Below are 21,436 nucleotides of genomic sequence, written 5' to 3'. Positions count from 1 at the left end.
TTTACCCCGCGCCTGTCCCAAACAGCTTCTTGGGGAGCGATTGCAACTGGGCAGCCCGTGCAGGCGGTTGCCTGTCAGGCTTCCGGTGTTTCCTAAAGCCGGTCGCAGAATGCGATCGGAACGCCTTGGCACACAAGTACCGGCCGCGGTCTTCGTCAAGCGAGGTCGCGATGCTCGGCGATGCCAAATTGGAGATACTGTGCGAGCGGATCGACTCCCGCTGCCGCCACATCCGGGTTCGCGGCAAGATAGGCCTTCGTGTTGAAGAAAGCCGAGGGATTGCGCCTCTCTTTCCAACCGAACCGATCGAAGTGAGCCAGGGGATCGATACCGGCGGCGGCCACGTCCGGATTCGCGGTGAGATAGCCGGAGGTCGAATACAGCGGGTTGGGATCGCGCCCTTCGCGCCAGCCGAACTCGGCGTAATGCTGACCCGGACCCACCTGCACCTGCCAGACATCGCGTTTCATGGCGAAGTAGAACAGGCCATCCACGAGAGGAGAGCCTGAGGATTCGTTGATCGTACCGTCGCTGAAGTTCAGCCGCTCGATGCCGGTGACATCGTGGACCGCGGTACCGAAGCGGCCAGCCTCCTGTTTGCATGGAGTGCCGGAACGCGTGCCCGGGATGATGTTCGAGCGTCAAGGCGGGCATGGCTCGCAAGACGCGATGTTTCGCTCCGTCGCGGCCAAGATCGTCCGCAACCAAGATCCTTCCCGCGCCGAAGTGCGCCAAAGCGCGTCTTCCTCGCCGATCAGCGAGACGCGGCCGGGAACGAGCCGATCCGAACAGTGCCGCCGATCGCCCCGTCAACCGGAGCCCGGGCCAGCAGACCAAGCTTCAGAGGAGGACCAGAGCCGCTTCCTTAGACATTGGCTGGGGCGCCAGGATTCGAACCTGGGAATGGCGGTACCAAAAACCGCTGCCTTACCACTTGGCGACGCCCCATCGCGCTCGGCGGAGGTGTGTCTAGACGCAGTGCCGGGTGCTGGCAACAGGGAGGGAAGGCGCTTTATGGTCGTGCGTCGCTTAGCGGAGGGTCGGAGCATGGGCGAGCGGATCGCGATCGTGACGGGAGCCGGCTCGGGAATCGGACGGGTGGTGGCCTTGGGCCTCGCGGAAGCCGGGTTTCATCTGGTCTTGGCCGGCCGCCGCCGCGCCCCCTTGGAGGAGGTTGCCGGCTTGGCTGAGACGTGCGGGGTCTCCGCCGAGGCTGTTGAGACCGATGTGGCTGATGCGGCTTCCGTGGCGCAGCTGTTTGCGCGGGTGTCCGAACGGTTCGGTCGCCTCGACCTGCTGTTCAACAACGCGGGCGTGTTCACCCCGGGGGCGGCCATCGACGCGGTCACCCTCGACGATTGGCGGCGGTCGGTGGACGTGAACCTCACCGGAGCCTTCCTGTGCACGCAGGCGGCGTTCCGGATGATGAAGGCGCAGGCACCACGGGGCGGGCGCATCATCAACAACGGCTCGATCGCCGCACAGGTGCCGCGCCCCCATTCGGCGCCCTATGCGGCCACCAAGCACGCGATCACCGGCCTGACCAAGGCGACCGCCCTGGACGGGCGCCCGTACGACATCGCCTGCGGGCAGATCGATATCGGCAATGCCGAGACGGAGATGACGGCCGGCATCGCCCTCGGTGCACGGCAGGCGGATGGAAGCATTCGCGCGGAGCCGGTCATGGATGCCCGGCACGTGGCCGACGCGGTGGTATACATGGCCGGGCTTCCGCTTTCCGCCAACGTCCCGTTCCTCACCGTGGTCGCCACCAACATGCCCTATCTCGGGCGCGGCTGAGTTTTGCGCATCGCGCTCGAAACGCCTACAGAACAGCCCTTCTTCGCTTAGACGTCGCGAACGCAGCGCCGCCGCGCGCGGACCCGGAAATTATTGCCCGCCATGCTGATGCAGACCGAGACCAAAGCTCCGGAGGCGAAGGCCGATCCGGTCGCCCGGCGCCGCACCTTCGCGATCATCTCGCACCCGGATGCCGGCAAGACCACGCTCACCGAAAAGCTGCTGCTGTTCGGCGGCGCGATCCAACTCGCCGGCGAGGTCAAGGCGAAGCGCAACCGCGTGTCGACCCGCTCGGACTGGATGGGCATCGAGAAGGAGCGCGGCATCTCCGTGGTCACCTCGGTGATGACCTTCGAGTACGGCGACTGCGTCTTCAATCTCCTCGACACTCCGGGCCACGAGGACTTCTCGGAGGACACCTATCGCACCCTGACGGCGGTCGACTCCGCCGTGATGGTCATCGACGCCGCGAAGGGCATCGAGGCGCGCACGCGCAAACTGTTCGAGGTCTGCCGGCTGCGCGATATCCCGATCGTCACCTTCATCAACAAGCTCGACCGGGAAGCGCGGGACCCGTTCGAGCTTCTTGACGAGATCGAGAAGGTGCTGGCGCTCGACGTGGCACCGGTGACCTGGCCGATCGGCCGCGGACGCAGCTTCGCCGGCACCTACGACCTGGGCAACGGTCGGGTCCGCCGCCTGGACGCGGCCGACGACGCCGGCACGGTGGCGGTCACGGGCGTTGACGATCCGCTGTTCGACCAGCTGTTAACGGAGAACGGCGAGGCCGCGACCTGGCGCGAAGAGGCGGAGCTTGCCGAAACCGGACTGAAGCGGTTCGATCTGGCGGCGTTCCGCGAGGGCCATCTGACGCCGGTGTTCTTCGGCTCGGCCCTTCGGAACTTCGGCGTACGCGATCTCATCGACGGGCTTGCCCGCTTCGCGCCGCCACCGCGCGGACAGGATGCCGACAAGCGCCTCGTGGAGCCGACCGAACCGAAGATGACCGGCTTCGTCTTCAAGATCCAGGCGAACATGGATCCGAACCATCGCGACCGGATCGCCTTCATGCGCGTGTGCTCGGGCCGCCTGAACCGGGGCATGAAGGCGAAGCTGGTGCGCACCGGCAAGCCGATGTCGCTCTCCGCCCCGCAATTCTTCTTCGCCCAGGACCGGGCCATCGCCGACGAGGCCTTCGCGGGCGATGTCGTCGGCATCCCCAACCACGGAACGCTGCGAATCGGCGATACCCTGACGGAAGGCGAGGAGATCGTGTTCCGCGGCGTGCCGAGCTTCGCGCCGGAGATCCTGCGCCGGATCAAGCTGACCGATGCCATGAAGGCCAAGAAGCTGAAGGAAGCTCTCCAGCAGATGGGCGAGGAGGGCGTCGTTCAGGTCTTCCGACCGCATGACGGCTCCCAGGCCATCGTCGGGGTCGTCGGCGCCCTGCAGCTCGACGTGCTGAAGGAGCGGCTCCAGGCCGAGTACGGCCTGCCGATCGACTACGAACCGACACGCTTCTCGATCTGCCGCTGGATCACGGCCGAGACAGAGCCAACGCTCGACAAGTTCATCGGCAGCCACGGGTCCGCCATGGCGAGCGATCTCGACGGCGCTCCGGTCTTCATGGCGACCACGGCCTTCTCCCTGCGCTACGAGGAGGAGCGCGCGCCGGACATTCGCTTCAGCGACATCAAGGATTATCAGAAGCGGGCAGCCTAAGGCCGAGCTTTCGCGGGCCGTGACAAGTGCTGCGAAATTGTTTCTCTTTCATGATCTGGGTGGAGACAGGTTTTCACAAATCGGATACCCTTCCGGGTCTTCGCTCTCGGCGCCTTCACGCACGAGCAGACGCGGAAAGGCTTGGGCCTCGACGTCGTGAGCTTCACCCCTGCGAGAGGGCTTGAGCGATGACGACTCTTCCTGTCGACGATTTCGGCCATGCGATGGCGCGGCCAGCCGTGAACACGATTGATGGCCATGATCTGTCCATGGCTTTGCGACGCGGCGTCGATGATTTCCTGGCGATGCCCACCCATGCGCTGTTCATCGGGTTGATTTACCCCTTGGTGGGGGTCGTCCTGGCGACCGTCGCCTTCGGGCTGGAGATCCTGCCGCTGGTGTTCCCCCTGGCCGCAGGCTTCGCCCTGATCGGACCCTTCGCGGCCATCGGGCTTTACGAACTAAGCCGCCGACGTGAGCAGGGGCTGTCCACCGAGTGGGCCCTGGCGTTTGCCAATCTCACACGGCCGGCAGCCGGCGCGCTCGCCGGCATGGGCATGTTGCTGACTGCGATTTTCGTGAGTTGGCTGGTGGCGGCCCAGGGACTCTACTGGGCGCTGTACGGCGATGCAGAGCCAGCCTCGCTGCTGGACTTCGCCCGAGATGTCTTCCTGACGCCGCGCGGTTGGGCGCTGATCATCGTCGGGAACCTCACCGGATTCGCCTTCTCTCTCGTCGTGCTGGCGATCAGCGTGGTTTCGGTGCCGATGCTCGTCGATCGGAACATCGATCTTGCGACGGCGATCGAAACCTCGCTGGCCGCTTTCCGCAGGAATCCCCGCATCCTGACAGCCTGGGGCTTCATCGTGGTCGGTCTTCTGGTGCTCGGATCTCTGCCGCTCTTCGTCGGGCTCGCGGTGGTCATGCCAATCCTCGGGCACGCGACATGGCACCTCTATCGGCGGGTGGTGCCCGCCTGAGGGGACGGCGCAATCCGTACCCATCGGGGCCGAATTCAGAACTTACCCAGCATCGGGAAATCGATGTTCAGAGCCGATTCCGCAGCGAGCGGCGCTTCACGCCGGCGCGGCTTGCGGTTGATGACCTGCTTGAGCTTGGTCTTCAGCACCGACATGTCGAAGGGCTTGAGGATGAAGGCGTCCGCACCGGCTTGGTGCGCGAGGTTGATGTCCTCGAAATCGAAGGACGCTTCGGTGAGGAGGAAGGGGGTGTTCATCAGGGCGTCGTCGGCCCGGATCTCACGCAGAAACGAGAGCCCGTCCATCGGCTCCATGTCGAGGTCGGAAATCACGAGGGAGTAGCGACGCTCACGCATTCGCTCCAGAGCCGTGACGGCGTCGGTCACACCCTCGACATCCGGGAAGCCGAGCCGGTTCATCAAGAGGATGATCAGCTTAAGCAACTTCTCCTGATCGTCGACGATGAGGATCGCGGGCGTATCGCTCATGGAATATCACGGGTTTGAGGACAGGACCCCGATGTCGGACTGAGCCGCGTCGGCATTAGACGAACAGATGGTCGATGCCCTGCTTCGTCATTGACTCAGCCTGCAGGGTCGCCGCCAGGGCGTGGATTGCGGTGCTCTTCGGGGTTCCGCGCTGGAACATGGGGAGAAGGGCGGCCTTCTGAAACAGCGCGTCATTCGTCGGACCCCGTATGCCAGTGGTGAAGGAGTTCACGAATTCCCGTTTCACGATCTCGCGCCATTCGACGATCTGAACATCGCGGTGGCGGGAATCGCTGCTGATCCGCGCGAAGGTATCGCTCACCGACGTACGCTCGCCTTCGATGATCTGGGCCGCGAAATTCTGCTCGATGATCAGGAAACTGGTGATCACCGAGAATTCGTTCTTCTTCTGCGCCTGCCGCGTGATCTCGCCGATCTGCCGGGTCCGCGTGGGCGCATCCGCCGCGAGGTTCAATCGCGAGAAGTAGATCAGATGGACGAGGGTCGACCGTTTGGCTCTCATGATAGCGATCCACCGCCTTCGATTCCGGGACACTAGCGGAATCGGCGATAACGTCGCGTAAACAAGATCCTTCGACCAAAGCGCCTCGGCAAAAGCTGCCGATCCGGCCGTCTCCCGGCCGTTCCTGCCGGGTCATCCCTGAAGAAAAACCATTAGTGACAATGCTTTACGCTTGGCACGTGGATTGCTGGACGAGATCCGGTCCGTGCCGCTCTGCGCCGGCGAAGCGATCGTCACACAAGGTTTTCGGTCATGGATGTCTTCTCCGCGATGCAGACGGCCGTCTCCGGCCTGAAGGCTCAGTCCTTCTCGCTGGAGAACATTTCCGGGAATATCGCGAACTCGCAGACCACCGGCTTCAAGCGGGTCGATACAAGCTTCGTCGATCTCGTCGCGGAACAGCAGTCCCCGAGTCGGCAGGTCGCCGGATCGGTCTCCGCAAATTCGCGGCAGACCACCACGGTGCAGGGCGGCCTGAACGCCACCGACATCGGGACGAACATGGCGCTCAACGGCGAAGGCTTCTTCGCAGTCACGACCAAATCCGGCGACGCCAACGGTCAATCCAGCTTCGTGACCGGCGATACCTATACAAGGCGCGGGGACTTTGCCCTGGATAAAGACGGCTATCTCGTCAACGGGGCCGGCTCCTACCTGAAGGGCAGCAGCCTCGATCCGGTCACCGGGCAGGCGACCGCCGAGGGTCCGATCCAGGTCGCGAACACGATTCTACCGGCACAGCCGACCTCCACCATCACTTATTCGGCCAACCTGCCGAAGACGCCCGCGACCGCCAAGGCCAATGCGAGTCAGCCCGGCACCGAGCTTCTCGGCACCCTGGCCTCGGGGGCCAACCCCGCCATCCTGTCCGGGACCGGCACCGCAACCGTGTCGGCGGCCGACGCGACTAGTTTCATCAACGGCAGCATTTCGGGTCCTGTCCTCACCGCCTACACTGCAGGGGGGGCCCCCGTCACCCTCACGACCCGTTGGGCAAAGGTTCAGAACGGCAATGCGGCGGCGGGGACGAATGATGTCTGGAACCTGTTCTACGCCAATCAGAGCACGGTCCTGAGCACTAATAGTACCTGGACGAACGCCGGAACGGCTTTCCAGTTCAACAGCAGTGGCCAATTGACTGCGCCCGCGGCCAGTTCGGTGACGATCCCCGCCCTCACGGTGGATGGCGTTAATCTAGGGAACATTCAGCTTTCCTACGGCACCGGGGGCCTGACTGGCTACACCTCCTCCGGCGGCACCGTCACCACGAATGCGCTGACCCAGGACGGCTCTACATCGGGCACCCTTAACAACCTCAGCATCACCAAGGACGGCAAGATCGCCGGTTCTTACAGCAACGGCAACACGGTCGCTCTGGCGAACATCAAGGTGGTGCAGTTCATCAATTCGGATGGCCTCAAGGCGACGTCAAACGGCACCTATCAGCAGACTCTCGATTCCGGCACGCCGCTGGTCGGCCTCGGTACCACCTCGATCATCGGCGGCAATGTCGAGCAATCCAACACCGACATTGCGAGTGAATTCTCGAAGATGATCGTAACCCAACAGGCGTACTCTGCCAACACGAAGGTCATCTCGACGGCGCAGGACATGATATCCGCGCTGATCAACATCATTCGCTGAGGACACCCGCGACCGGACGTGAACCGACAGGCAAGGGAGAAGCCTCGTGAGCTTTAATGCGATCAACACCGCCTCGGCCGGCCTGAAGGCGACCCAGGCCGCCATTGGCGTGGTCTCGCAGAACATCGCGAACGTCGGCACCGTTGGATACTCCAAGCGTACCCTCACGTCCGTGGCGCAGGGCATCGGCAATTCCGGCGTCTCCATCGGAACGCTCGGCCGCGCCTTCGATGCGGCGTCCCTCAAACAGTTGCGGATGGAAACCTCTGGGTCCGCCTATACGGGCTTCCTCTCGACGGTTCGCACGTCCCTCGACCAGCTCTACGGGATGCCGGGATCGTCGACCGCGCTCGATGGCGTCGTCAACGACTTCGCGCTGTCCCTGCAATCGTTGACCAACGATCCGACCTCCGCACCGGCCCGTGCCACCGTGGTTTCCAGGGCCGCGAACCTCGCCTCCACCATCGGCACCATCGCGCAGGGTGTACAGGATCTGCGCTCAGCCACCGAAAGCCAGGTCGGCAGCGACACGGCCAAGGCCAACGATTACCTGTCCTCGATCGCGACCCTCAACACGCAGATTACCAGCGCCTCCGACGAGGGCGCCCGTGCCAGCCTGCTTGACCAGCGCGACCAGGCCATCAACGGATTGTCCGCCTTTCTCGACGTGCAGACGGTGGATCAGCGCGACGGCACGGTGACGGTGATCACCACGTCCGGAATGACCCTGGTCGATCGCGGCGCGGCGGCGACCTTGAGCTTCGACGGCCGAGGCGCCCTGGATCCGGATTCCGCCTATACGCAGGATTCAGAGACGCGAGGCGTTGGCACCATCACCGCCACGACCCCCGGCGGCTCTCGCGTCGACCTCATCGCCTCGCAGGCCATTCGCTCGGGCTCACTCGCGGCAGCCATCGAGTTGCGCGACTCGATTCTGCCCCAAGCCCAGCGGCAGCTCGATGAACTCGCCGCCGGGCTGTCCCGCTCCATGTCCGACCGAGCCGCCGTCGGCACCGTGCCCTTGGATGGAACGGCGAATGCGCTGGACATCGATCTCGCCGGCCTCAGCTCGGGAAATGCGATCACGGTCAGCCTCAAGGACGCGATGGGCGTCTCGTATAATCGTGTGCTGATCCCCTACAGCTCGGCGACCCCACCGAGCGTCAATCGCGCGGATCTCAGCGATCCGAACGCCAAGATCAGCATGATCAGGCTGACCAATCCGACAACGGATCTTCGCGCCGCCCTGCAGGCTGCCCTCGGCTCCGAATTCAATGTCAGTAACCAGCCGGGCGCCGCCGCCGGCAGCTTGCGCATCGCCAGCAACCCGGCCGCCGGTGCTCCGACGCTTCTCGGCATCAGCGCCAGCGTAACTCAGGCCGCGAATCCAACGGACTTCCAGACCGGCAAGCCACAGATCCCGCTCTTCCTCGACAGCAGAGGCAAGGGGACGCTCTATACCGGCTCCTTCGAGGGCGGATCGCAACTGACCGGCTTTGCCCAGCGGATCACCGTCAACCAGGCCGTGGCCACCAACACCGCCCAACTCGTCAACACGGCGTCCAACACCCTGGCGTCAGACGCGACGCGCCCGCAATACCTCTACGGAGCGCTCATCGGCTCGAGCCGGACCTTCGCGGCGGCGAGCGGCATCGGGGGCGTCGACGCGCCCTACACATCCAGCGTCCAGGATTTCGCCCAGCGCATCATCGACACGCAGGGCGCCGGCGCCGCTTCCGCGCAGAGCCTCGACGAGGGCCAGGGAATCGCGCTGGCGACGGCGCAGGCCCGGGTCGCATCGGTGTCGGGGGTGAGCATCGACGAGGAGATGTCGAAGCTCGTGCAGCTCCAGACTGCCTACAGTGCCAACGCGCGCGTGCTCACGGCCGCCCGCGACCTTCTCGACACCCTGCTGCGGATCTAGGACGAGTCCGCGGTGTTCAGGCCTTCCCAACGCAAAGCCCGACCGAGGTCACGCATTCTCCCGAGGAACCGATGAGCATCGCTCCGTTCAACGCCAGCACCTATCTCGGCGACCGCAACACGGCCAATCTTGTCGGCCTGAAGGGTCGCCTCGATACGCTGACCAACCAGCTCGCCAGCGGCAAGACAGCCACGACGTATGGTGGCCTTGGGACGGGTCGCACCACCAGCCTCAGCGCGCATGCGGCCCTGAGCGCCCTTGATGGGTACGATGCAGCCATCACGGGCGCGACCACGCGCGTTACCCTGGCCAACCTGAGCATCACCCAGATCAACAATCTCGGTACCAATCTTCAGCGTTCGCTCGCCGCCAGCAACGGCTCGACCATCGACAACACGCCGCAGATCGCCCGCAACAGCCTGGACGCCGCGATCGATGCCCTGAACATCGACATGGGCGGCCAATACTTGTTCGGCGGGCGCGCGACCGATGCACCGCCGGTGGCCACTGCCGATACCATCCTGAACGGAGATGTCGCCCGGAACCTTGACGGACTGAAGACTCTGATCGCGGAACAGAAGGCAGCCGATCTCGGAACGGGTTCCGGCCGGATCACGACCGCGGCGAACGGCGCGACCGTCAGCCTCTCGGAAGACGGCATCGGCGCGGCCGGCATGGAGATGCGCGCCAATTTCGGGTTTCGACTGCTCGGCGCAACGAGTTCCAACCCGGCCGCGATCGAGCCGAGTGCGACCGGTGGCGGCGCACCGTCCAACGTCAGTTTCAAGTTCGCGGCGGCTCCGCAAGAGGGGGACCGCATTCGGGTGACCCTGGATCAACCCGACGGCACCCAGACCTTCGTTGATTATGCAATCAAGGCTGCAGCCACCGACGATGATCCGACAGCGCTGCGTCCGGATGTTGCCGAGGCCGTATTGAACCAGCGGTTCGGAGCGGATCGCGAGAAGAATTTTGGCAAAGCCACCGTCGCTGGAATCCAGGGGCCGGATCGGGTCGGAATCACCTCGACCTATAGCGGGGGCACGCCCGCGTCTCTGACCCTGGGCCTGATAGGGACGCCCCTTGCGGGCGACACCGTGACCGTCAGCGTCGGCCTGCGCGACGGCACGACCCAGACCTTGACCCTCACCGCCAGGGCCACCGCCGATGCCGCCTCCACGACGGAGTTCTCCCTCGAGGGCGACCGGGAGACCATCGCCAAGAGCCTGTCGAACGCCGTGACCAATGCCCTGAAGGGGTCTGCCTCGACCAGTCTCGCGGCCAGTTCGGCATCGCGGGCGGCGCAGGATTTTTTTGCCGGATCGCAATCGCCGGGCTTCGCTCCACGGCGCATCACGTTCGCCAACGGTCAGGCCACAGGTTACACCGAGCAGGCGAGCACCAAGACGGTGATCTGGTATAAGGGCGACGATACGTCTCCCGATCCGCGCGCCACGGCCACCGCTCAGATCGGCGCCAATCGAATCCTGAACATCGGCACCCAGGCCAACGAAGCGCCGATCCGTGCCGTGCTCTCGGGTCTTGCGATCATCGCGGCTGATCCGGGAACGACCGCCGTCAGCGGGACGCCGGACGCACAGCGCTTCAGCGCACTCGCCGACAGCGCCAGAGCCCTCCTGGTCACAGACTCGCGCAAAGGGGGCGGTGTTCCCGGCATTGCGAGCGATATGGGGCTTGCCGCCAACACACTCTCGAACACCAAGGCCGACAACCGGACCAATCGCGCCACCCTGGAGGGCTCGCTCGACGGCGTGGAAAACATCTCGGCCCAGGAGGTGACCGCCCAGCTGCTGCAACTCCAGACGCAACTTCAGGCGAGCTATCAGGTCACCTCGATGCTTTCGAAACTGAACCTCGTGAACTATCTCAGCTGACGCGCTCGCGCAGCGGTTTTCGGCTGACGAAGCAGCAGCTTCCGGCTGTCGAAGCAGCAGCTTCCGGCCGCCGAACTTGGCCGGGAAGGTGGGATGGCTTATCCCGGATTTCGGTTCAAGGACGGGAGACCCGGCATGACCTCTGCGATGCGTGCCGCATCGGCGATCGGCCTCGCCGCGCTTTTCGGCGGAGACCTTGCCGCGTCGGCGCAGCCGGGGGAGCGACCGAAACCGCATCCGGACCTGCGGCAGCGGGAGACCCGCCAGCCCTGCCCGAAGCAGGGTCCCGGCTTCGTGCGCGTTCCGGGCTCGCCGACCTGCATTCGCCTGAGCGGCCGGGCGGTCGGCGCCCTGGATATCGGCAGTCACGGCACTGCGCCCGTCACCGCGGGGCAGCTCTCGATCGACACCCGCAGTGAATCCGAGTTCGGGCCGGTGCGCGCCTTCGTGCGGATGGGCCACGGGCGGCCCTGACGCGCCACCCGGCCGTCGATCGCGTTCCTTGGTCCGTCGTCAGAGGCTGCGCGATAGGACCAGGGGCTGGCTGCGGGCGCCGCCGCTGCGTCCATAGGGGGAGGGCGCCTGCGAGGGGCGACCGTAGACCGTGGGGGTTCGAGCCCGGTCGATCTCGTCCACCAGGGTCTTTACCAAGCCTTCGGAGACGCCCCGCGCCGTGGCGAGGACCGCCTGATTGGTCTCCAGCGCCTGAGCAAAGCGAAGATGCGCCGCCTTCAGGGTTTCGATGTCCTCCGGTGCGAAACGGGCGAGCACGATGGCATTGGCCTTGATCGCCTCGAGCCCCTGGAAGTAGGCCGCCGCCAGGGCGGATTTGCGATCCATATCCGCAAGTCCCTCACGCATTCGACCGACCCGGATGTGATCGCTTTCCCGGGCCAGCACGGCTTCCAGCGCTTCGAGGCTCGCCAACACGCCGGTGACCAGCGCCTGAGCGCCGGCGCGGTCTGCGATGCGAGGCGTTTGTGTCTCAGCTGACCTTTGCACCGCCACCCTCCTGCATCTTCATCATCTCACGGAACACCTGATCGGCGATGCCGACGCCGCCGCTCTTCACGATCTGGCCGGCATATTCCTTGGTCAGCATCGAACGGTACACGCCACCGCCGGTGCCGTTCTCGCCGAGCGGGCCATCGGTGCCTTCGGATTGCGACAGGCGGTCGAGGGACTGCTCGAGAAACATCGATTCGAAATCCGTCGAAGCTTTCTTCGCCTTGGCCTCAGCGGCGGTTTTGGCGGCCGTGGCGGTGCCCGAGCCGACCGCACTTTGGACGGTCTTGGCGATGTCTCCGACGATGGCCTTGCCGACCCCAAGGGCGGCGCTGGCGGCGAGGGGCGCGAACAGCATGGGATTACCTCTCGGGTCAGTTTGAGGAGATGGAGAGAACAGGCATCACATCACCTCGATGTCGGCCTGCAGGGCGCCGGACGCCTTGATCGCCTGAAGGATCGAGATGAGATCGCGAGGACCGATACCGAGGGCGTTGAGGCCGTCGACGAGTTCCCGCAGGGTCACGCCCTCCTTCACGACGGCGAGCTTGTTGCCGTCGCCGGTATCGACCTTGACTCCGGTGCGCGGCACCACCGTCGTGGCGCCGTTGGAGAGGGGAGCGGGCTGGCTGACCTGCGGCTGTTCGGTGATCGTCACGGTCAGGTTGCCCTGCGCGATCGCCACGGTGGAGACGCGCACGTCACGCCCCATGACGATGATGCCGGAGCGCTCGTCGACGATGACCCGCGCGGTCTGGTCCGGCTCGACCTTGAGTTGCTCGACCTCGGTCACGAGCCGGATCATGTTGCCGGTGTAGCGGGCTGGAATCTGCAGAGTGACCGTGGCCGGGTCCGTCGGCTCGGCCGTGTCCGCCCCCATGAAGTCGTTGATCGCGGCCGCGATCCGCTTGGAGGTCGTGAAGTCGGGGTTGCGCAGGGAGAGACGAAGCGACCGCATGTCGTTCATCTTGAACGCCATCTCGCGCTCGATCATGGCCCCGTTCGGAACGCGCCCGTTGGTCGGCACGCCGCGCGTGATCTTGGCGGCGTCCCCTTCGGCGGAGAAGCCCGCAATGGCGACCGAGCCCTGGGCCAGGGCGTAGACTTCGCCATCGGCGCCGAGCAGAGGCGTGACCAGCAGAGTACCGCCCTGGAGAGACTTTGCGTCGCCGAGGGAGGAGACGGTGATGTCGATGCGATTCCCCTGGGTCGCGAAAGGCGGCAGGCTCGCCGTGACCATTACGGCCGCCAGATTCTGAGTGCGCATGGTCGCCCCGCGGGTGTTGACCCCGAGCCGTTCCAACATCGCCTGCAACGATTGCTTGGTGAACGGGATGTTGTTCAGGGTATCGCCGGTGCCATTGAGGCCGACGACGATGCCGTAACCAACGAGCTGATTCTGGCGCACGCCCTCGACGCTGGCGAGATCCTTGACCCGCGACAGGGCGAGGACAGGTGCCGCATGGCCGAAAACCAGGGCCATCGCTGCCAGCAAGCCGATGGTGAAGCGATGAAGCCGGGACGGGCCGTTCTGACTGTCAGGCATGGGGCTCTTCGCAGCAGGGATGTCCCGGATACCTTGCCAGGACCATGCCAAGCCAATCGTTTCCCCAATGCGTTGGAATTGAATGGTTTTCTTTTGTGAGGGCAGGGATGTACGATCCGTCGGACTGATTGCTTCATGCCGACCCGGCATTTTCTGCCGGGCTCTTTACGCCGGCTTAACCATCATCGGCGGATTCTCACGGTGCAGGGCGCACCGCCGCCCCGATTGGTCTTTTCCCATGCGCGTCGATCCCCGCTTCGTCACCTTGAACACCGGTCCGGCGGCCGCGGGCGCTCGTCGCAACGACACCATGCGGTCCTTTACCCTTTCAGACCCCGGCAAGGCGTCCACCAGCGCTGCGGCCACCCCGGCAGCCTCTCTGGCCGGACTCGATGCGATCCTGACCCTCCAGAGCAACGCGGACACCCCAGAGGAGCGTCGGCGGCGCTCGACCCAGCGCGGCAGCGACCTCCTTGATGGGCTGGACCGCCTCAAGGCCTCGCTCATCATGGGACGGGTCTCGACGCGCGACCTCCAGTCCATCGCGCGCCGCTTGGCCGACCGGACCGGGATCAGCGGTGACCCGCGTCTCGACGGTCTGATCGCCGATATTGAGTTGCGGGCCGCCGTCGAACTCGCCAAGCTCTCCCCCTCGGCAGCATTCTGACCTGCCTGGCGAAGGGCGGGGCACCAGCCAACTCAGCGCCCCGCTTCTCCCCTCGACCTCGAGGGACCGTTCAGCCCTTGGTCTTCGCCTTGGCGCGCGGTGCCTCCTCGGCAGCCTCGGCCACTTCGCTTCCATCCGTATTGATCCGCTCGGCGATCTCGCTGAGGAGCGCGTCGGTCTTCTTCTCCTCCTCAAGGGTCTGTTCCAGAAGCTTGGCGGCATCCGCGTAACCGAGCTGCCGCGCCCAGGTCTTCAACGTCCCGTAGCGAGCGATCTCGTAATGCTCGACAGCTTGGGCACAGGCAGCCAGCACAGCGTCGGCGGCCGGGCTGTCGGCGAAATCTTCGAGATCCTCTTCCATCTCGGAGGTGATGCCCTGCATCGCCTCGCAGGTTTTGGCGCGCGCCGGCTTGCCGATGATCTCGAAGACCTGTTGAAGACGCTCGACCTGCTCGGCGCTTTCCTCGGCATGCGTCTCGAAGGCGCTGCGAAGTTCCTCGTGCTGAGCCGCTTTCGCCGACTTCTTGAGGGCTCGGACCGACTGCTTCTCGGCGTAGTAAACGTCTTTCAGCGTCTCATAAAACGCATCGTGCAGAGACTTGACCTTGGTCGCCATGAGATATGCTCCGGATCGTATGAGAGAATAATCACTTGCCGAGACAGCAATCGGCGCATCGACTGCATGGTTCGCAGTGAATATTGAGCGATCCCCGCAGAACCACGTCGATACAGTCAAACAAGCAAAGCCAGTCTGACTGCTATCGGCCCCAAGCATCGACCATAAGTTAGGCCGATTATCTTGGTGGTAGTAACCTAGGTAAAACCTCGAGGAACTTCGGCCAAAATCTCGACTGCTGAAGACTTACCATTCTCGGCGGTGCCGAGCCCAACGTAGGGCCATCGCTCCGGTTCCGCTTGCGGCGCGCTGTGTTCGATCTCGGCCACAGGATTGGTGAGGCCGGCGGAAGCCATTCAGCCTGCATTTTAACGCAGATTAGAAAGTCCATGACAAAGCGTCGCCGTTGTTGCAGCGCAAAGCGACTTGCAGAGGGTTTGCAGCCGTTGCGTGTTTGCCGCAGCGCGCAAAACATCCGAGAGGATTGCCGTGAGTAGGGATCACGATGCGTTGTCGTGGCCTGCCCCCTGCATTATAGCCACGCAAAATGATCGCCGCGAACCGGCTGCAAGAGGCGCGAATGGCGAAGATCACGATTGAGGACGGATACGTACCGAGTGAAACCGAGCCGTTCATGAATGATCGGCAGCGGGAGTATTTCCGTCGCAAATTGCTCGGCTGGAAGTCTGATATCTTGCGGGAGGCGCAGGATACGCTGGTGGCATTACAGACCGAGAACGAAAATCATCCTGACCTCGCCGATCGCGCATCTTCTGAAACCGATCGCTCGATCGAGCTGCGGGCGCGCGACCGACAGCGAAAGCTTACCGGCAAAATCGATGCGGCGCTGGCGCGTCTGGAAGACGGCTCCTACGGCTATTGCGAGGAGACCGGCGAGCCGATCTCGCTGAAACGCCTCGATGCCCGTCCGATCGCCACACTGTCCCTGGAAGCCCAGGAGCGCCACGAGCGTCGCGAGCGAGTCTATCGCGACGACTGACCCCGGATGGCCTGTCACCTGATCTCGAACAGAATCCTCTCCTGGATCGACCCGTGATCGATCGGGCTGCTGACGACACGATCTCGGCGCCCATCCACGGGGCGCCGATCGGTCTCAGAACGGCAGCAACACATCGACCAACTGCTGGCCGTAACGCGGCTGCTGGACGTCTGTGATCTGACCGCGCCCGCCATAGGCGATCCGCGCCTGGGCGATCTTGCTGGATTCAATGGTGTTGTCCGACTCGATGTCCTCGGGACGGACCACGCCGGCGACGATGAGTTCCCGAACCTCGAAGTTGATCCGGATCTCCTGCTTGCCCTCGACCACGAGGTTTCCGTTGGGCAGGATCTGCGTCACGATCGCCGCCACGCTGGTGGTCACCGTCTCGTTGCGCTGAACCGAGCCGGCGCCGTCGCTCGACGTGTTCGAGGTGGCGGTGATGAGCTTGTCGGGGCTGATCCCGGATGCCGCGATGCCCTTGCTGCTCTCCAGACCGAAGGCATTGGGCAATCCCATTCCCTCCGCGTTCGAGCGCGAGCGCTTGGTCTCGTTGTTCAGGTTCGCCTTGTCGGTGACGTTGACCTTCACGGTGACGAGGTCGCCGATCCGGGCTGCACGCTGGTCTTTGAAGAAGGCGCGCGAGCCTGTCCGCCATAGGGAATTCGGCGCGTAGGACACCGGCTGAATCTCCGGCATCGGCAGGCGCACCGGCTTGTAGCCGGCCTGAGAAGTCGGATCCTCGATGGCCGAAAGGGCGGGGGTCGCACCGATCTGGGACAGGCGGTCGGCCGTGTTGCAGGCACCGAGCGCGGTGCACATCAGCGTGACGGCAAGAGCGGGCGAGAGGCGGTAGGTCATGGGGACCGGACCTTTGGCAAACCGGAAAAGGGACGCGAACGAAGCGGATCAGCGCTGAACGGTTGGTGGGTCGAAGGCCGCACTGGCCTGGCGCAGCAGCGGTGCCGGACCAACCGAGACACGGCCAGCCCCGATCACCGTGGCGGACAGGATCTTCTTCGAGATCGGGTTGGTCACCGTGATCGATGCCCCGAGACGGCCGCTCTCGTTGGCCTGCCCCCGGAGGGAGAGATTCAGGCCGGGGGAGTCGAACACGATGGTCACGGCCTCGCCACGTGCCACCAGATCGGGGGGTGCCAGGTCACCCGAACGCAGGATCGCGCCGGCACTCAGGCTGCGCTGCGCCACCTGCCCGGCGAGGTCGGCTTGCGCCCCCTGCGCATCGGCCGGGGTCGCCTCCCGCGGGCGGCGCTCGACTGTGAGATCCGAGGCCAGGATGGTCTCGCCGCGATTGAGGCTCCGGCCGAGGACCGCGACTTCGCGAATCTCTATGACCTGACCGGACACACGCAGGGATGCCTGACGCTCGCCGAGCGTGATCAGAGCAGCGATTCGACGTGAGCGGGCATCGTAGCTGAGGTCGAGGGCAACGGCCTGGCCGTTCAGATCGAGGGGCGCCAGCAGGACCGGCGCTTCGCCATCGAGGCGGATGGCCAAATTGCGGGAATCGACGCCGTAACCGGAATCGAGGGCGCGCTTGAGGGCGGCCTCGATCTCCGGCTGCGTCACCTTGCGGGCGGCGCGCTGGACCGACACCTGAAGCCGGCCGCCGGTCTCGACCGAGCCGAGCCCGAGCCCCGCGATCGCTTCGGCGATGCGGCGCACCTGGATGGTGCCGGTGGCGCCGAGAGCCGGCGCCCGGAACAACGGACGCAGGGCCATCTCGGCGGCCGCACCCTCCACGAGGTCGCCGAGCGTCAGCACGTCGCCGCGCGCCGTGACGTCGCCGCGGAGGCGCATGGGAGCGCCGGCCGATCGCGCGTCCTGCGCCAACACCTGCAGGGTGAGGACGGACAGGGCCAGCACGGCGAACAAAGTCCGCGCGACGATGGCGGCGCTCAAGGTCGCAACGCGGGCGGAACGGTGGGGCGGGATCTGTCGCAGAGCATGCATGGTCAGGAGCCCGATCAGCTGCGGAACATCTGGGAGGTGGTCGAGAGCATCTGATCGGCGGCCGTCACCACCTTCGAGTTCATCTCGTAGGCGCGCTGGGCAGCGATCAGGGAGGAGATCTCGGTGACGGCGTTGACGTTCGCCTCCTCGAGGTAGCTCTGCTGAAGGTTGCCGAAGCCCTCCGCCCCCGGCAGGCCGTTGATGGCGGGACCGGACCCGGCGGTCTCGATGAACAGGTTGTCGCCGATCGACTCGAGGCCGACCTTGTTGACGAAGCGGGCAAGCTGGAACTGGCCCAGCGCCTGCGGAGCCGTCTGGCCCGGCACGGTCGCCTGCACGGCACCCTGGGCGCTGATCGTCACCGAGGTGGCATTGTTCGGCACCGTCACGCCGGGATCGACGAGGTAACCGTCACGGGTGACGAGCTGGCCCTGTGCCGACAGATCGAACGAACCGTCTCGGGTGTAGGCCGTGCGCCCGTCCGGCAGGGTGACCCGAAACAGGCCCTCGCCGCGGATGGCGACGTCATATTCCTTCTCGGTGCTCGTCAGAGTGCCCTGCGACATCACCCGAGCAGTCGAGGTGGTCTTCACACCCGACCCGATGGCGAGGCCGGCGGGAAGTTGCGTGTTCTGGTCGGAGGTCGATGAGCCGGCCCGGCGCAGGTTCTGATACAGCAGATCCTGGAAGTGCGGTTGCTGGCGCTTGTAGCCGGTGGTGCGCAGGTTCGCGATGTTGTTCGAGATGACCTGAACGTTGAGTTCCTGGGCCGCCATGCCGGTGGCGGCAGCGTAGAGGGCACGCATCTGCGGAGATCCTTACGCGACGTCGGCGAGACGGCGGATCGCCGTGCCGCGCAGGTCGTCGAGGCGCGAGATCACGCCCGAAACCATGGTGTAGGTGCGGTTCACGTCCATGAGCCGGGTCATTTCCAGGACCGGCTTCACGTTCGAGCGCTCGAGGGCACCGGCCTCCACCCGCCCGGCGAGGCCGGCGGCCTGGGGTGGTGCCGTCGAGGCGTACAGGTTCGCGCCCTCATTGGTAAGCGCCTGAGGATTGGCGAAGGTTACCAGCCGGACGCGTCCGCGAATGCCGAGATTGGTCGAGACCGTTCCGTCGGGGCCGATGGCGATGCCGGTCTCTTGCGGATTGATCTGGATCGGACCGCCGTCACCCTGAACCGGATAGCCGTCGCTGGTCACCAGCGTGCCCCGGGCGTCGGTTTCGAATGCGCCGTTGCGGGTGTACCGGTCTCCGTTCGGCGTGCGGACCACCAGGAAAGCCTCACCCCGCACCGCCACGTGGAGGGGATTGCCGGTCTGCTCAATCGGGCCCTGGGCAAGATCGAGGGCGGTGCCCTGGTCGATCACGTAGGAGACGCGTCGGTCCGGCGTCTTGAACGATTCGGCGCTCGCCACCGGCATCAGGTACTCTTGGAAGCGGGTGTTGCGCCCCTTGAAGCCGTTAGTGGAGATGTTGGCCATGTTGTTGGCGATCACGTCCAGCTCGCGCTGAAGCGCGACTTGGCTTGATACCCCCACGAACAATGCATTCTGCATGACACTCTCAGTCCCGACGAGCGACGACGCAGACATCTCCGCATGCGGCGTGCCAAACCCGTTCGGAGTCTTTTATCTTTTAAAATGAGAGCATTACGTGAGTTTTAGGAGCCTCCGGAGGCTGACCATTACCGGCCGCACGGCAACTCCAACCCGGCAGCTTTTGCCGCCTTAACGGCGCGTTAACCTTATCTGCTCGATACCATTGTGAGAGCCGCGGGAATTGAGCGGCAGCCCGGCGCGCTACCGATCCACCTGCGAGGTCCACCGATGGCCAAGAAGCCGAAAAAGGCCGTCGCCGAAGGTGAAGAGGGTGTGGAAGGCGATGCCCCGCCCGCCGGCAAGAAGAAGATCCTCATCATCGGCGCGGTCGTCGTGGCGCTGGCGGCGGGCGGCGGATTCTTCTTCATGAAGAAGAAGGCTGGGGGCGACGGGCACGCCGACGCGGTTGCCGAGGTGAAGAAGCCGGTCGTGTTCCTCGATGTGCGGGAGATGACGGTCAATCTCGCCAACGAGCCCGGTCAGGATCGGACGCGTTTCGCCAAGGTCAAGGTCGCAATCGAGCTCAAGGATGCCAAGGTCGAAAGCGAGGTGAAGCCCCTGATGCCGCGCATCGAGGATACCCTCCAGGTGTACCTGCGCGATCTCAGGGCAAGCGACCTCGCTGGCTCGGCCGGCATCTACCGCCTGCGCGAGGAATTGTTGCGCCGGGTCAACGTCGCCATCCACCCGGCTCGGGCCGAGGCGGTGCTGTTCAAGGACGTGGTGATCCAATAGGCGATCCGCGCCTCAGCGCGCGCGTAAAGCGCGCGCGTTCATCCCGAGCGACCAACCAGATTGTCTGAGACGTTGCAGGTAACGAGAGTCTGATGGCCGGACCGGAAGACGAGATCGACGAAGACGATTGGGCCGCCGCGCTCATCGCCCAGAACGCCGAGGGCGGCGAAGCATCGCTCGCCGACGAGTGGGGCGCGGCCCTGGCCGAGCAGGGTACGACGACCCATGCCAGCGACGTCGCCGCCGAATGGGCGACGATGATCGAGGACGGGGAGACCGACAACCTCCCCGAACTTGCCGGCAACGACCGGATTCTGAACCAGGACGAGATCGACGGCGTCCTGGGCTTCTCCCTGCGCGAACTCTCCGCATCGGGAGCCGGCGGTGTCCGGGCGATCGTCGATTCCGGCGTCGTCCAGTACGAACGCCTGCCGATGCTGGAAATCGTCTTCGACCGGATGATCCGGTTGTTGTCGACAAGCCTGCGCAACTTCTTCCAGGACAACGTCGAGGTCACTCTCGACAACATCACCTCCGTGCGTTTCGGCGACTACCTGAACGCCATTCCGTTGCCGACGCTGCTGGGCGTCTTCCGTGCCGATGCCTGGGAGAATTCCGGGCTCGTCACGGTGGAATCGAACCTGGCCTACTCGACCCTCGACCTGCTGCTCGGCGGCAAGCGCGGTGGGTCCTCGACCCGCCTCGACGGACGCCCCTTCACCACCATCGAGATGCAGCTGGTCCGACGCCTCGTCGAGATCATCCTCACCGACCTCGAACTCTCTTTCCAGCCGCTCTCGCCGGTTCGCTTCGCCATCGACCGGATCGAGACCAACCCGCGCTTCGCCACCATCACCCGGCCCGCCAACGCCGCCATCCTAATCAGCCTCAAGCTCGACATGGACGGACGCGGCGGCCTGCTGCAGATCCTGTTTCCCTACGCCACCATCGAGCCGATCCGTGAACTGCTCATGCAGAGCTTCATGGGCGAGAAGCTCGGCCGCGACCACGTCTGGGAAAGTCACCTCGCGACCGAAATCTGGCAGGCCGACGCCACCATGGAGGCGGTGCTGCACGAGATGATGCTGCCGTTGAAGAAGGTCCTGTCCCTCAAGGTCGGCGATACACTGATGTTCGACACCAAGCCCTCCGACCTGATCGCGGTCCGGTGCGGCGACTGGGCTCTGACCCAAGGGCGGATCGGCCGGATCGACGACAACATCGCGGTGCAGCTCACCCGGCCCCTGCGCCGGTCGCGCACCACCCTCCAGGCCTTCGAGGCCTCCATGAACAACCGCAACGACGGGTGAGCGACC

22 protein-coding genes and 1 tRNA gene are annotated in these 21,436 nt (G+C 64.8%); 11 read left to right on the top strand and 12 right to left on the bottom strand.

Going from position 1 to position 21,436, the window contains the following annotated elements; all coding sequences use genetic code 11:
* Positions 1-155: 155 nt before the first annotated feature.
* A complete protein-coding gene (locus ASF60_RS14825; protein ID WP_056186288.1) occupies positions 156-494 on the bottom strand; it encodes a hypothetical protein in 339 nt (112 codons plus the stop codon).
* Positions 495-873: 379 nt separating this feature from the next.
* Positions 874-948: transfer RNA gene (locus tag ASF60_RS14820), tRNA-Gln, on the bottom strand.
* Between the two features lie 99 nt (positions 949-1,047).
* On the opposite strand from ASF60_RS14820, the gene ASF60_RS14815 reads away from it, so the two are divergent.
* The 3 genes from ASF60_RS14815 (at position 1,048) to ASF60_RS14805 (ending at position 4,502) form a co-directional block, all read left to right on the top strand.
* Entirely contained in the window at positions 1,048-1,800 is a 753-nt protein-coding gene (locus ASF60_RS14815) for an SDR family oxidoreductase (RefSeq protein WP_056186286.1), read from the top strand.
* 102 nt (positions 1,801-1,902) lie between these two features.
* Positions 1,903-3,522: a peptide chain release factor 3 gene (locus ASF60_RS14810; protein ID WP_056186282.1), complete on the top strand. Its 1,620-nt coding sequence runs from the start codon at positions 1,903-1,905 to the stop codon at positions 3,520-3,522.
* 224 nt (positions 3,523-3,746) lie between these two features.
* Positions 3,747-4,502, top strand: coding sequence for a DUF2189 domain-containing protein (locus ASF60_RS14805; protein ID WP_244478440.1), 756 nt, complete (start codon positions 3,747-3,749; stop codon positions 4,500-4,502).
* 35 nt (positions 4,503-4,537) lie between these two features.
* Here ASF60_RS14805 and ASF60_RS14800 read toward each other — a convergent pair whose 3' ends face one another.
* Together ASF60_RS14800 and ASF60_RS14795 are read right to left on the bottom strand one after the other, a co-directional pair.
* Positions 4,538-4,990, bottom strand: coding sequence for a response regulator (locus ASF60_RS14800; protein ID WP_056186277.1), 453 nt, complete (start codon positions 4,988-4,990; stop codon positions 4,538-4,540).
* Positions 4,991-5,045: 55 nt separating this feature from the next.
* The gene (locus ASF60_RS14795; protein WP_056186274.1) at positions 5,046-5,513 is read right to left on the bottom strand and encodes a BLUF domain-containing protein; all 468 of its coding nucleotides are present in this window, start codon (positions 5,511-5,513) and stop codon (positions 5,046-5,048) included.
* A gap of 252 nt (positions 5,514-5,765) precedes the next feature.
* On the opposite strand from ASF60_RS14795, the gene ASF60_RS14790 reads away from it, so the two are divergent.
* The 4 genes from ASF60_RS14790 to ASF60_RS14775 all read left to right on the top strand — a co-directional run bounded on the left by ASF60_RS14790 (position 5,766) and on the right by ASF60_RS14775 (position 11,450).
* A complete protein-coding gene (locus tag ASF60_RS14790; protein WP_056186271.1) occupies positions 5,766-7,157 on the top strand; it encodes a flagellar hook protein FlgE in 1,392 nt (463 codons plus the stop codon).
* 46 nt (positions 7,158-7,203) lie between these two features.
* A complete protein-coding gene (gene flgK, locus ASF60_RS14785; RefSeq protein WP_056186268.1) occupies positions 7,204-9,081 on the top strand; it encodes a flagellar hook-associated protein FlgK in 1,878 nt (625 codons plus the stop codon).
* 71 nt (positions 9,082-9,152) lie between these two features.
* A complete protein-coding gene (locus ASF60_RS14780) occupies positions 9,153-10,976 on the top strand; it encodes a hypothetical protein (protein ID WP_056186264.1) in 1,824 nt (607 codons plus the stop codon).
* Positions 10,977-11,111: 135 nt separating this feature from the next.
* Positions 11,112-11,450: a hypothetical protein gene (locus tag ASF60_RS14775; RefSeq protein WP_056186262.1), complete on the top strand. Its 339-nt coding sequence runs from the start codon at positions 11,112-11,114 to the stop codon at positions 11,448-11,450.
* Between the two features lie 39 nt (positions 11,451-11,489).
* Here ASF60_RS14775 and ASF60_RS14770 read toward each other — a convergent pair whose 3' ends face one another.
* From ASF60_RS14770 to ASF60_RS14760, 3 genes are read right to left on the bottom strand one after another with little or no spacing between them, the layout of a single operon-like run.
* A complete protein-coding gene (locus tag ASF60_RS14770; protein ID WP_056186609.1) occupies positions 11,490-11,978 on the bottom strand; it encodes a hypothetical protein in 489 nt (162 codons plus the stop codon).
* Complete coding sequence (locus ASF60_RS14765) at positions 11,962-12,339, bottom strand: rod-binding protein (RefSeq protein ID WP_056186259.1); 378 nt, start codon at positions 12,337-12,339, stop codon at positions 11,962-11,964. Before ASF60_RS14765 ends, ASF60_RS14770 begins: the two co-directional genes overlap by 17 nt.
* 45 nt (positions 12,340-12,384) lie before the next feature.
* Positions 12,385-13,464, bottom strand: coding sequence for a flagellar basal body P-ring protein FlgI (locus tag ASF60_RS14760; RefSeq protein WP_056186607.1), 1,080 nt, complete (start codon positions 13,462-13,464; stop codon positions 12,385-12,387).
* A 301-nt stretch (positions 13,465-13,765) separates the two neighbouring features.
* On the opposite strand from ASF60_RS14760, the gene ASF60_RS14755 reads away from it, so the two are divergent.
* A complete protein-coding gene (locus ASF60_RS14755; RefSeq protein ID WP_056186256.1) occupies positions 13,766-14,194 on the top strand; it encodes a flagellar assembly protein FliX in 429 nt (142 codons plus the stop codon).
* A 70-nt stretch (positions 14,195-14,264) separates the two neighbouring features.
* On the opposite strand, the gene ASF60_RS14750 is transcribed toward ASF60_RS14755, so the two are convergent.
* Positions 14,265-14,810 (bottom strand): YciE/YciF ferroxidase family protein, encoded by a 546-nt coding sequence (locus ASF60_RS14750; RefSeq protein ID WP_056186252.1) that lies wholly within the window; start codon positions 14,808-14,810, stop codon positions 14,265-14,267.
* 580 nt (positions 14,811-15,390) lie between these two features.
* On the opposite strand from ASF60_RS14750, the gene dksA reads away from it, so the two are divergent.
* On the top strand, positions 15,391-15,810 hold the full coding sequence (gene dksA / locus ASF60_RS14745) for an RNA polymerase-binding protein DksA (protein WP_056186249.1): 420 nt from the start codon (positions 15,391-15,393) through the stop codon (positions 15,808-15,810).
* Between the two features lie 114 nt (positions 15,811-15,924).
* Here dksA and flgH read toward each other — a convergent pair whose 3' ends face one another.
* From flgH to flgF, 4 genes are read right to left on the bottom strand one after another with little or no spacing between them, the layout of a single operon-like run.
* Positions 15,925-16,671, bottom strand: coding sequence for a flagellar basal body L-ring protein FlgH (flgH, locus tag ASF60_RS14740; protein ID WP_056186246.1), 747 nt, complete (start codon positions 16,669-16,671; stop codon positions 15,925-15,927).
* Between the two features lie 48 nt (positions 16,672-16,719).
* The gene (flgA, locus tag ASF60_RS14735; protein WP_056186242.1) at positions 16,720-17,784 is read right to left on the bottom strand and encodes a flagellar basal body P-ring formation chaperone FlgA; all 1,065 of its coding nucleotides are present in this window, start codon (positions 17,782-17,784) and stop codon (positions 16,720-16,722) included.
* Positions 17,785-17,798: 14 nt separating this feature from the next.
* Positions 17,799-18,590, bottom strand: coding sequence for a flagellar basal-body rod protein FlgG (flgG, locus tag ASF60_RS14730; RefSeq protein ID WP_056186239.1), 792 nt, complete (start codon positions 18,588-18,590; stop codon positions 17,799-17,801).
* A 12-nt stretch (positions 18,591-18,602) separates the two neighbouring features.
* The gene (gene flgF, locus ASF60_RS14725) at positions 18,603-19,343 is read right to left on the bottom strand and encodes a flagellar basal-body rod protein FlgF (protein WP_056186237.1); all 741 of its coding nucleotides are present in this window, start codon (positions 19,341-19,343) and stop codon (positions 18,603-18,605) included.
* A 270-nt stretch (positions 19,344-19,613) separates the two neighbouring features.
* On the opposite strand from flgF, the gene fliL reads away from it, so the two are divergent.
* Entirely contained in the window at positions 19,614-20,120 is a 507-nt protein-coding gene (gene fliL / locus ASF60_RS14720; protein WP_056186235.1) for a flagellar basal body-associated protein FliL, read from the top strand.
* 92 nt (positions 20,121-20,212) lie between these two features.
* Positions 20,213-21,430 (top strand): flagellar motor switch protein FliM, encoded by a 1,218-nt coding sequence (gene fliM, locus ASF60_RS14715; RefSeq protein ID WP_056186231.1) that lies wholly within the window; start codon positions 20,213-20,215, stop codon positions 21,428-21,430.
* The last annotated feature ends 6 nt before the right edge of the window (positions 21,431-21,436 follow it).

The sequence above is a fragment of the Methylobacterium sp. Leaf113 genome (genome assembly GCF_001423325.1).
Lineage (GTDB): Bacteria > Pseudomonadota > Alphaproteobacteria > Rhizobiales > Beijerinckiaceae > Methylobacterium.
This window is presented reverse-complemented; position numbering and strand designations above follow the sequence as displayed.